Raw genomic sequence first — 10171 nt, 5'->3', positions numbered from 1 at the left:
CACGCCAATCCCAACCGCCCCACTCGTGCAAGAATCAGCCCCGCGACGACACCAAATCACTGATCCACGGATTCAGGCTAAGGTCTGATCGAGCGGAAAGGGTGTGAGCGAGAGTGGACGTACTGAATCTCTTTGCGCTGCATGGCAAGAACGCTCTCGTGACCGGCGCCTCGAGCGGTATCGGCAAGCAAGTGGCGCTGGCCTATGCGCAAGCCGGGGCCGCGGTGGCGCTCGCGGCCCGACATGACGAGCCGCTGCAGGAACTGGCGGCAGACATCGTCGATGGCGGCGGGACGGCGGTACCCATCACCTGCGATGTCACCCAGCCGGAGTCGGTGGACGCGATGCTGAACCGAGTCGACGACGAATTGGGCGGGATCGACATCGCGGTGTGCAACGCCGGGATCATCAACTTCGACGGCTTGCTGGAGATGCGACTGGAGGAGTTTCAACGCATCCAGGACACCAACGTCAACGGTGTCTTCCTCACCGCTCAGGCCGCGGCGAAGGCCATGGTCGCGCAACAGCGCGCCGGGAGCATCATCACCACCGCGTCGATGTCGGGCCACATCGTCAACACCCCGCAGCAGGTCGGCCACTACTGCGCCTCGAAGGCCGCCGTCATCCACCTGACCAAGGCCATGGCGATGGAATTCGCGCCGCACAACATCCGGGTGAACAGCGTGAGCCCGGGCTACATCCTCACCGAACTGGTCGAGCCCTATGCCGACTACCACGCCTTGTGGGAGCCGAAGATCCCGCTCGGACGCCTCGGCCGGCCGGAGGAACTCATCGGCCTCTACCTCTATCTGGCCAGCGACGCGTCGAGCTACATGACTGGTTCGGACGTCGTGATCGACGGCGGCTACACCTGTTGGTGAATGATGAAGCGCCCCCGGCCATGTGAGACCGGGGGCGCTCCGCGCAGTTACCTAATGAGCGTGACCGTGATGGTGGTCGTGCTCGGCCTCTTCCTCCGGCTTGTCGACGACGGCCGTCTCGGTGGTCAGCACCATGCGGGCCACCGAAGCGGCGTTGAGCACCGCCGAGCGGGTGACCTTGACCGGGTCGATGACGCCGTCTGCGGCCAGGTCGCCGTAGCTCAGCGTGGCCGCGTTCAGCCCATGCCCGGCGGGCAGCTCGGCAACCTTGTTGACCACGACGGACCCGTCGAGCCCGGCGTTGGTCGCGATCCAGTACAGCGGCGCGCTGAGCGCCTCGGAGAACACGTCGACGCCCAGCGCCTCGTCGCCGGACAGCGACGAGCGCAGGTCGGCCAGGGCCTTGCGCGCCTGGATCAACGCGGTGCCGCCACCGGCCACGATGCCCTCCTCGACGGCGGCCTTGGCGGCGTGCACGGCGTCCTCGACGCTTTCCTTGCGCTCTTTGAGCGCGGTCTCGGTGGCGGCGCCGACCTTGATCACGGCAACCCCGCCGGCCAGCTTGGCCAGCCGCTCCTCGAGCTTCTCGCGGTCCCAGTCGGAGTCGGTGGTCTCGATCTCCGAGCGCAGCTGCTTGGCCCGCGCCGCGATCGCCTCCTGCGTGCCGCCACCGTCGATAATCACGGTGTCGTCCTTGGTGACCACCACGCGACGGGCCGTGCCCAGCACGTCAAGGCCGACCTCGCGCAGCAGCAGCCCCACGTCGGGGTTGACCACCTGACCGCCGGTGACGACCGCGAGGTCCTCGAGGAACGCCTTGCGCCGATCACCGAAATACGGCGCCTTGACCGCGACGGCCTTGAGCGTCTTGCGGATGGCGTTGACGACCAGCGTGGCCAGTGCCTCGCCTTCGACGTCCTCGGCGACGACCAGCAGCGGCTTGCCGGCTTCGGCAACCTTCTCCAGCAGCGGCAGCAGGTCGGGCAGCGAGCTGATCTTGTCGCGATGCAACAGGATCAGCGCGTCCTCGAGCACGGCCTCTTGGGCGTCGAAATCGGTGACGAAGTACGCCGACAGGTAGCCCTTGTCGAAGCCGATCCCTTCGCTGAACTCCAGCTCGGTGGTCAGCGTCGAGGACTCCTCCACGCTGACCACGCCGTCATGGCCGACCTTGGTCATCGCCTCGCCGACCAGCTCGCCGATCTGTTCGTCGCGCGACGACACAGTGGCCACCTGCGCGATGCCGGTCTTGCCGGCCACCGGGGTCGCCGAGGCCAGCAGCGCCTCGGACACCGCGTCGGCGGCCTTGCCAATGCCCGAACCCAACGCGATCGGGTTGGCGCCGGCCGCGACGAGCCGCAGCCCGCCCTTGATCAGAGCCTGCGCCAGCACGGTCGCGGTGGTGGTGCCGTCGCCGGCGACATCGTTTGTCTTGGTGGCCACCGACTTGACCAGCTGGGCGCCCAGGTTCTCGAACGGGTCTTCCAGGTCGATCTCGCGGGCCACGGTGACGCCGTCGTTGGTGACGATCGGTCCGCCCCAGGCCTTGGTCAACACGACATGCCGGCCCCGCGGACCCAGCGTGACCCGCACCGCGTCGGCCAGCTTGTCGGCGCCCAATTCCATGGCGCGCCGGGCGGTTTCGTCGTATTCAATCAGCTTGCTCATCAGTCTTTCCTGTCTCTGTAGAGCGGTCCGCCCCGGAAATCACCCGCATAGGCGGGGATCGCCGGGGCGGAACACGCCTCTAGCTACTTGGAGACGACAGCCAGGACGTCGCGCGCCGACAGGATCAGGTACTCCTCGCCGTTGTACTTGATCTCGGTGCCGCCGTACTTGCTGTAGATGACGGTGTCGCCCTCCGACACGTCGAGCGGAATCCGCTTCTCGCCGTCCTCGTCCCACCGGCCGGGGCCGACGGCGACGACGGTGCCCTCCTGCGGCTTCTCCTTGGCGGTGTCGGGAATGACCAGACCGGACGCGGTCGTGGTCTCGGCCTCGTTGGCCTGTACGAGGATCTTGTCCTCGAGTGGCTTGATGTTCACGCTCGCCACGATTGGAGCCCTCCACTAGTTGGTAGCAGGTCCGGGGCGGTCGCCCCGGACTGTCCGAATTACCAGGTGCTTCGGCATTCGTCCGTGCCCTCGCGTCGTCGTCGCGGGTGCCGACACCAGGGCGTGTCCGATTGCCACCTAGCACTCTATACACGAGAGTGCTAGCACTCAAGGCTCCCCCGGTGCTTCAGGCCGCCATTGGCGCGAGGGTGCGCAAACCCGGTGTTCATCCGCGCGTGTCGCTCGGGGACACGCACGCTCGCGGACGGGCGGCTGATAATGAGGTCATGACTCGCCTCGCTGTCCTGGCCACGCTGATCCTCGCGGCCGTGATCGGACTGGCCGGGGTCGCAGCCGCGGACCCGAACGGCCAGATGTACGGTGACCCGGGGGCCGCCGCCCCCTATTGGCGCTACCAGCACCAGGAAGACTGCGGTCTGATGGCCGTCGCCGACGTGGTCGGCCAGCTGACCGGCAGAGAACCGACCCAAGTCGGCATCGAGCTGCGCGGCATATTCACCAAGAGCGAAGTCCACCGCGGCGGCATCTATTTGTTCGACGGCACATCGCCCGAAGATCTGGTGGTGCTGCTGGAAAAATACGGCATCCGATCCGACCTCACCACCGGCAACACCATGGCCGGCCTGGAGCAGGACCTGGCCGGCGGTCACAAGGTCATCGCCGGGCTCAATGCCGAAACCATCTGGAACTACCCGCCCGGCAAGGGCCAACGCACTCAGGCCGACCACGCCGTCGTCGTCACCGGCGTCGACACCCGCACCGACATCGTGCATCTCAACGACAGCGGCACGCCCAACGGCCGCGACGAGCAGATCCCGATGGCCACCTTCACGCAAGCCTGGGCCACCGGCAACAACTTGCTGATCGTCACCCGGCAAACCGGCCGTTAGCGCACTTGGCCTTTCACCACCGGCAGGCCGGGGTCGCTGGCCACGTCCAGCGGCGACGGCGGCGCCCCGGCGGCCAGCAGATGCGCGGCGAACGAGGCGATCATTGCGCCGTTGTCGGTGCACAGCCGGGGCCGCGGGATCCGCAACGTCAATCCCGCTGCGGCACAACGCTCTTCGGCTAACTCCCGTAGTCGCGAGTTCGCCGCCACTCCCCCGGCGATCAGCAAGGTTCCCACGCCGAGTTCCGTCGCCGCGCGGACGGCTTTCATGGTCAGTACGTCGGCCACCGCCTCCTGGAAACCGGCCGCGATGTCGGCGGTCGACGCGTCGGGATGGCTCTCCACGTACCGGGCGACGGCGGTCTTGAGCCCGGAAAAGCTGAAGGCATGCGGATCGTCGCGCGGGCCAGTCATGCCGCGGGGGAACACAATCGCGTCGCGGTCGCCGGTGCGGGCCAGCTCGTCGAGCACCTTGCCGCCTGGATAGCCGAGCCCCAGCAGCCGGGCCACCTTGTCGTAGGCCTCCCCGGCGGCGTCATCGACGGTGCTGCCCAGTTCGACGATCGGTTCACCGAGCGAGCGCACATGCAACAGGTGGGTGTGCCCGCCGGATACCAAGAGCGCCACGCTGTCCGGCAGCGGCCCGTGCTCGTAGACGTCGGCGGCCAGGTGTCCGCCGAGGTGGTTCACGGCGTAGAACGGAACGTCCCAGGCGGCCGAATAGGCTTTGGCCGCAGCAACTCCCACCAACAGCGCGCCGGCCAGCCCCGGCCCGATTGTGGCGGCGACCACGTCGGGCCGCTCGATGCCCGCGGTGGCCAGCGCGCGTCGCATCGCTGGGCCGAGCGCTTCCAGGTGGGCCCGCGACGCGATCTCGGGCACCACGCCGCCGAACCGGACGTGTTCGTCGACGCTGGAGGCCACCTCGTCGGCGAGCAGCGTCACGGCGCCGTCGTCGTTGAGCCGGGCGATGCCGACACCGGTTTCGTCGCAAGAGCTTTCGATGGCCAAGATGGTTGTCATGCGGGGTCTCGTCTCATCGTATAGGCGTCGGCGCCGCTGACCCGGTAGTAGCGCCGCCGCAGGCCGACGTCGGTGAAACCGGCGCTGCGGTACAGCGCGATCGCGGCCTCGTTGTCGGTGCGCACCTCTAGGTGCACGACGCCGCCGTCTGCGAAGTCCAGCAGTTTGTTCAGCAGCCGGCGACCGATCCCACGGCCCTGGTAGGCCGGGTCGACGCCGATGGTGTGCACCTCGTACTCGAACGGCGGCGTGCGGCCCAGCCGCGAGATGCCGGCGTAGCCCACCAGCAGGTCGCCGGCGCGCGCGGCCACGTACCGGTTGTGTTTGGCGGCCAGCTCGCGCAGGAATGCGGCCTTCGGCCAGGGATCGTCGCCGGGGAACAGCAACGCCTCCAACTCGGCACACCGTCGGGCGTCGTCGGGTGTCAGCGGGCCGAAAGTGACTTGTGCCTCAGGTGCTTTCGCGTCGGGCCGGCGCAAGTACAGCGGCACCAACGGCGGCGGGGTGTGCGACCAGTCGGACACCGCGGCCACCAGGCCCGCCGGTGTCGGGTGGGTCGGCCCGCGGTGGGGCAGGCCGAACAGCGCCGCGTGCTCGGGTGAGCCGGCCACCGCCTGCGCGGCGCCGGGGTCGACGTCGGCCGGGGCGTCCACGGCGGGGCCGTCGACGCGGATCCCGTCGCAGTAACGCGCCCAATAGATCTCGCGCCGGCGAGCGTCGGTGACAACCAAGGTCTCGCCGGCGGTCTGGGCGCCGACGGCGTCCAAGCTGCACACCCCGTACACGGGTATGCCCAGGGCGTGCCCGTAGGCGGCGGCGCTCGCCATGCCCACCCGCAGACCGGTGAACGGACCGGGACCGCAGCCCACTACCACCGCGTCCAGGTCGGCCATCGTCAACCCGGCATCGGCCAAGGCGCCCAACACATTCGGAGTGATCCGCTCGGCGTGGGCGCGGGCGTCGACCGTGACCCGCTCGGCCAGCACCTCACGGTCGCGCACGATTCCGGCCGTCACGGCCGGGGTTGCGGTGTCGATCGCCAGGATCAGCACGGGCCGCTCCACCGCCAGGTCGCGATCCGCACGTCGGAGTTGGTGACCCTCTCGAGGCGGACGTCGAGGTGACGCTCGGAAAGCCGTTCGGCCAGACCCTCGCCCCATTCGACCACCACGACGGCGTCCTCGAGGTCGGTGTCCAAGTCGAGGGAATCCAGCTCGCCCAGCAGGTCGGCGCCGCTGTGATCCAGCAGCCGGTACATGTCGACGTGGATCATCGCCGGGGCGCCGGCGCGCCGCGCCGGATGCACCCGCGCCAGCACGAACGTCGGCGAAGTCACCGGCCCGTCGACGTCCATCGCCGCGGCTATTCCCTTGGCCAGCACGGTCTTTCCCGCACCGAGTGGACCGGACAGCACAACCACGTCGCCGGCGCGCAGCTGCGCGCCCAGCTGCGCGCCGAGCGCCAAGGTGTCCTCGACGCGCTCCAGCGTCGCAGTGCCGGTCTCAGGCACGGCGAAGGACCCGCTCACGCCAGCGCTGACTCACCGCGGCCAGCCGGCCCGGGGTCGCTCGCTTCACCAGCCGCACCAAGCCCTCGTTGATCGGGTCCGGCTTGCCCAGCAACACAAGATGACCCGCCCGCCCGACGATGATCAGCTCGCAGTTCGGCAGCGCGCTGGCCATCTTGCGGGAGTATTCGTCGGGCGTGAGCAGGTCGTGATCGCCGCAGACGACCAGCGTCGGAATCCGGCCCAGCGTGGCCAGCGCCGCGGTCTCGTCGTGCGTTTCCAGGGCGTGCAGAAACTCGACCATGGTCGGAATAGGGGTGCCGTGCATCATCTTCTGCGAAAACGCCACCACGCTGGGGCTGACGTTGAAGTCGCCGTAGGAGGCCGCCCGCAGAATCGGCCCGATCAGCGACCGCGCCACATGGCGGCCGCGGTGGACCAATTTGGGCGCGGACCGGGCGGTGAACCGGATGGCATCCAGGGCCGGGTTCTGCAGGATCTCGCCCAGCGGCGATTTCGCAACCCCTTCGGCCGCAGACGAAATCAGCGCCGCGCCGACAATCCGGCTGCCGTAGTGCTGCGGGTATTGGCGGGCATGCGACAACACCGTCATGCCGCCCATCGAATGACCGACCAACACGATCGGCCCGCGCGGCGCGATCACCTGCAGCACCGTCTCCAGGTCTTTGCCCAGTTGGGTAATCGTGTAGGTCTCCGGCGGGGCTTCCCCTGAGCGGCCGTGCCCGCGTTGGTCGTAGAAGATCATCCGGACCCGCGGGCCCCACTCGTCGCAGAGCCGCATCCGCTGAAAGTGGAAGGCGCCCATGCGAAGACAAAATCCGTGGGCGAACACCACGGTCAGTGGCGCGTCCACCGGCCCGACCTCGCGCACCGCCAGCGGCACTCCGTCGGGTGTGGTCACCACGTAGCTGCGGTCGCCGTCGATCGCCTCGAAGTTCTCGTTGACGTAGGGGTCGTCGACGACGACCCGGCGGGTCACCTGGCGGGCGACCGAGACCGCGGCGATGGTGCCCACCGCGCTCAGCCCGGCGGCACCCGCCAACCAGCGCGCCTTGCGCCCGTCGTCACCGCTCAACGGTTTTCGGCCTCGCGGTAGGTCCGGGTGATGCGACCGCGCGGGCTGGTCACGACTTCGTAGTGGATGGTGTCGAGCATGTCGGCCCAGTCCTGCGCGGTGGGTTCGCCCTGGGTGCCGGGACCGAACAGGATCGCCTCGTCGCCCTCGGCAACGTCGGGCTGGCCCGGGCCCAGGTCGACGACGAACTGATCCATGCAGATCCGCCCGACCCCGCGGCGCAATCGCCCGTTGATCAACACGTCGAGACGTCCGCCAAGCGCGCGGAACACTCCGTCGGCATACCCGATCGGCAGCAGCGCCAGGTTGGTGTCGCGCGGGGCGATCCAGGTGTGCCCGTAGGACACGCCCTCACCGGCGCGCACCGGCCGAACCAGTGCCACAACGGTTTTCACGGTCATCGCCGGAATCAGGTCCAGGTCGTCGCGCTGGGAGAACGGGTTGAGCCCGTAGACCGCGATGCCGGGCCGGACCATGTCGAAGCCGAGGTCGGGCCGGGTCAGCGCCGACGGTGAATTCGACAGGTGCGCGACCTCGTAGGGCATGCCGTGCTCGCGCGCCTGCGCCAAGATCTCGCGAAACCGTTGCGCCTGTAGGTCATTGGCGGGATGCTCGGGCTCGTCGGCGCAAGCCAGATGCGACATGACGCCGCGCAATCGGATGGCGTCGTCGGCAAGGGCGCGGCGCAGCGCGGTCAGCATCTCCGGATGCTCGGCGGCGCGCACACCGTTGCGGTTCATCCCCGTGTCGACCTTGACCGTCACCGCCGCTGTCCGGCCCGTGCGGCGCACCGCGTCGAGCAGTTCGTCGAGTTGGCGCACCGACGACACCGCGATCTGGACATCGGCGGTCAACGCGGGCGCAAAGTCGGTGCCCGGCGGATGCAGCCAGGCCAGCACCGGCGCGGTGATGCCGTCGGCGCGCAAGGCCAGCGCCTCCTCGATGGTGGCGACACCGAGCTCGGCCGCGCCGGCGTCCAGCGCGGTGCGGGCCACCCGGGTGGCGCCGTGCCCGTAGCCGTCGGCCTTGACGACGGCCATCACCTGCGCCGAGCCGGCGTGCTCACGCAGCACCCGCACGTTGTGGGCGATGGCGCGAAGGTCGACGGCCGCTTCGGCGATCAGGCCCGGAGTTGTCACTATCATCCCGGCCATTGTCCCAGAGGCCGCGAATGTGGGCTTGAAGCACGCTGCCGGCAGATTTGCGTCACACAAGCCCACGCCCGGCGCCAAACCGGTCAGTGCGCGAAGTGCTGCTCGTCGAAGTGCCCGCCCGGCTTGAGCTTGTCCAGGTGGCCGATCGCGGTGACGGCGTCGTCGTGCAGGGCCCGGGCCAGGTCGGCGGACAGGCCTTCACGCACCACAATCCGCAGCACCGAGACGTCGGTGGCGTTGTCCGGCATGGTGTAGGCCGGCACCTGCCAGCCGAAGGTTCGCAGTTCGTGGGACACGTCGAACTCGGTGTAGCCGCGGTCCCCGGTCAGCCGGAAGGCGACCACCGGGATGGCCGATCCGTCGGAGATCAGCTCGAAGTGCTCGCTCGCCGCCAGCCGCCCGGCCAGCCACCGCGCCGTCCCCGACAGCGTCTGCATCACCTGCGTGTAGCCCTCTCGGCCCAGCCGCAGGAAGTTGTAGTACTGGCCGACGACCTGGTTGCCGGGGCGAGAGAAGTTCAGGGTGAAGGTCGGCATGTCGCCGCCCAGGTAGTTGACCCGGAACACCAGGTCCTCGGGCAGATGTTCGCGATTGCGCCACACCACGAACCCGATGCCGGGATAGGTCAGCCCGTATTTGTGTCCGCTGACGTTGATCGACACCACCCTGGGCAGCCGGAAATCCCACTTCAGGTCGGGGTGCAGGAACGGTACGACGAACCCGCCGCTGGCAGCGTCGACGTGCACCGGGACGTCCACGCCACCACCGGCGGCCAATCGGTCCAATGCGGCGCAAATCCCGGCGATCGGCTCGAGCTCACCGGTGTAGGTGGTGCCCAGGATCGCCACTACGCCGATGGTGTTCTCGTCGACCGCCTCGACCACCTGCTCGGGGGTGATGACATAGCGGCCCTCCTCCATCGGCAGGTACCGGGGTTCGACGTCGAAGTAGCGGCAGAACTTCTCCCAGACCACCTGCACGTTGGAACCCATCACCAGGTTCGGGGTGCGGGTCTTCCAATCGCTGCCCACCCGCTGGCGCCAGCGCCATTTCAGTGCCAGCCCACCCAGCATCACCGCCTCCGACGAGCCGATCGTCGACACGCCGATCGCGCTCGAGGGGTCGTCGTCTTTGAGGCCCTCGGCGTGGAACAGGTCGGCCACCATGCACACGCAGCGCTGCTCGATGGCCGCCGTCGCCGGGTATTCGTCCTTGTCGATCATGTTCTTGTCGAACGTCTCGGCCATCAGCTTGCCGGCCTCGGGATCCATCCAGGTAGTCACGAACGTGGCCAGGTTCAGCCGGGAGCTGCCGTCGAGCATCAACTCGTCGTGGATGAATCGGTAAGCGGCCTCCGGATCCATCGACTCGTCGGGCATCCGCAGCGCCGGCACCGGTGCGGTGAACAGCCGGTTGGTGTAGGCGGGGGCGATCGAATGCGCGGGCACGGACGGATGGGGCATCGCAGATCCTTAAGTTCGTAGGTGCAGTTACTTCGTGTTGTTACGTTGTGCTGTGACCCCGGGTGGGGCGGGTGAGGCTGCAT

At 68.5% G+C, this 10171-nt stretch carries 10 protein-coding genes and 1 pseudogene; 2 read left to right on the top strand and 9 right to left on the bottom strand.

Annotated elements, in window-relative coordinates; genetic code table 11:
- The first annotated feature begins 113 nt into the window (after positions 1-113).
- Complete coding sequence (locus tag AWC14_RS25370; protein ID WP_045384505.1) at positions 114-881, top strand: SDR family oxidoreductase; 768 nt, start codon at positions 114-116, stop codon at positions 879-881.
- 51 nt (positions 882-932) lie between these two features.
- Here the strand turns inward: AWC14_RS25370 and groL are convergent, their stop codons facing one another.
- Together groL and groES are read right to left on the bottom strand one after the other, a co-directional pair.
- Positions 933-2549: a chaperonin GroEL gene (gene groL / locus AWC14_RS25365; RefSeq protein ID WP_045384503.1), complete on the bottom strand. Its 1617-nt coding sequence runs from the start codon at positions 2547-2549 to the stop codon at positions 933-935.
- Between the two features lie 83 nt (positions 2550-2632).
- Positions 2633-2935 carry a co-chaperone GroES gene (gene groES / locus AWC14_RS25360; RefSeq protein WP_045384501.1) on the bottom strand — a complete coding sequence of 101 codons (303 nt, stop codon included), beginning with the start codon at positions 2933-2935 and terminating at the stop codon, positions 2633-2635.
- Positions 2936-3222: 287 nt separating this feature from the next.
- On the opposite strand from groES, the gene AWC14_RS25355 reads away from it, so the two are divergent.
- Complete coding sequence (locus tag AWC14_RS25355) at positions 3223-3846, top strand: C39 family peptidase (protein WP_045384499.1); 624 nt, start codon at positions 3223-3225, stop codon at positions 3844-3846.
- On the opposite strand, the gene tsaD is transcribed toward AWC14_RS25355, so the two are convergent.
- The 7 genes and pseudogenes from tsaD to gad form a co-directional block, all read right to left on the bottom strand.
- A complete protein-coding gene (gene tsaD / locus AWC14_RS25350) occupies positions 3843-4868 on the bottom strand; it encodes a tRNA (adenosine(37)-N6)-threonylcarbamoyltransferase complex transferase subunit TsaD (RefSeq protein WP_045384497.1) in 1026 nt (341 codons plus the stop codon). The two genes, AWC14_RS25355 and tsaD, sit on opposite strands and share 4 nt — an antisense overlap.
- Positions 4865-5347: a ribosomal protein S18-alanine N-acetyltransferase gene (rimI, locus tag AWC14_RS29855; RefSeq protein ID WP_235216036.1), complete on the bottom strand. Its 483-nt coding sequence runs from the start codon at positions 5345-5347 to the stop codon at positions 4865-4867. The genes tsaD and rimI overlap by 4 nt, the downstream gene beginning before the upstream one ends.
- Positions 5327-5938, bottom strand: a pseudogene (gene tsaB / locus AWC14_RS29850) (tRNA (adenosine(37)-N6)-threonylcarbamoyltransferase complex dimerization subunit type 1 TsaB); the annotation flags it as partial. The gene rimI and the pseudogene tsaB, both read right to left, overlap by 21 nt.
- Positions 5914-6378: a tRNA (adenosine(37)-N6)-threonylcarbamoyltransferase complex ATPase subunit type 1 TsaE gene (tsaE, locus tag AWC14_RS25340; RefSeq protein ID WP_045384508.1), complete on the bottom strand. Its 465-nt coding sequence runs from the start codon at positions 6376-6378 to the stop codon at positions 5914-5916. The pseudogene tsaB and the gene tsaE, both read right to left, overlap by 25 nt.
- Entirely contained in the window at positions 6371-7471 is a 1101-nt protein-coding gene (locus tag AWC14_RS25335) for an alpha/beta fold hydrolase (RefSeq protein WP_045384496.1), read from the bottom strand. The genes tsaE and AWC14_RS25335 overlap by 8 nt, the downstream gene beginning before the upstream one ends.
- Positions 7468-8625 (bottom strand): alanine racemase, encoded by a 1158-nt coding sequence (gene alr / locus AWC14_RS25330; RefSeq protein ID WP_142281839.1) that lies wholly within the window; start codon positions 8623-8625, stop codon positions 7468-7470. The genes AWC14_RS25335 and alr overlap by 4 nt, the downstream gene beginning before the upstream one ends.
- A gap of 83 nt (positions 8626-8708) precedes the next feature.
- Positions 8709-10088: a glutamate decarboxylase gene (gene gad / locus AWC14_RS25325; protein WP_045384494.1), complete on the bottom strand. Its 1380-nt coding sequence runs from the start codon at positions 10086-10088 to the stop codon at positions 8709-8711.
- Positions 10089-10171 lie beyond the last annotated feature (83 nt).

The sequence above is a fragment of the Mycobacterium kyorinense genome (genome assembly GCF_002101735.1).
GTDB lineage: Bacteria > Actinomycetota > Actinomycetes > Mycobacteriales > Mycobacteriaceae > Mycobacterium > Mycobacterium kyorinense.
Note: the sequence above shows the minus strand (reverse complement) of the source record. Positions and strands in the feature narration are given on the sequence as shown.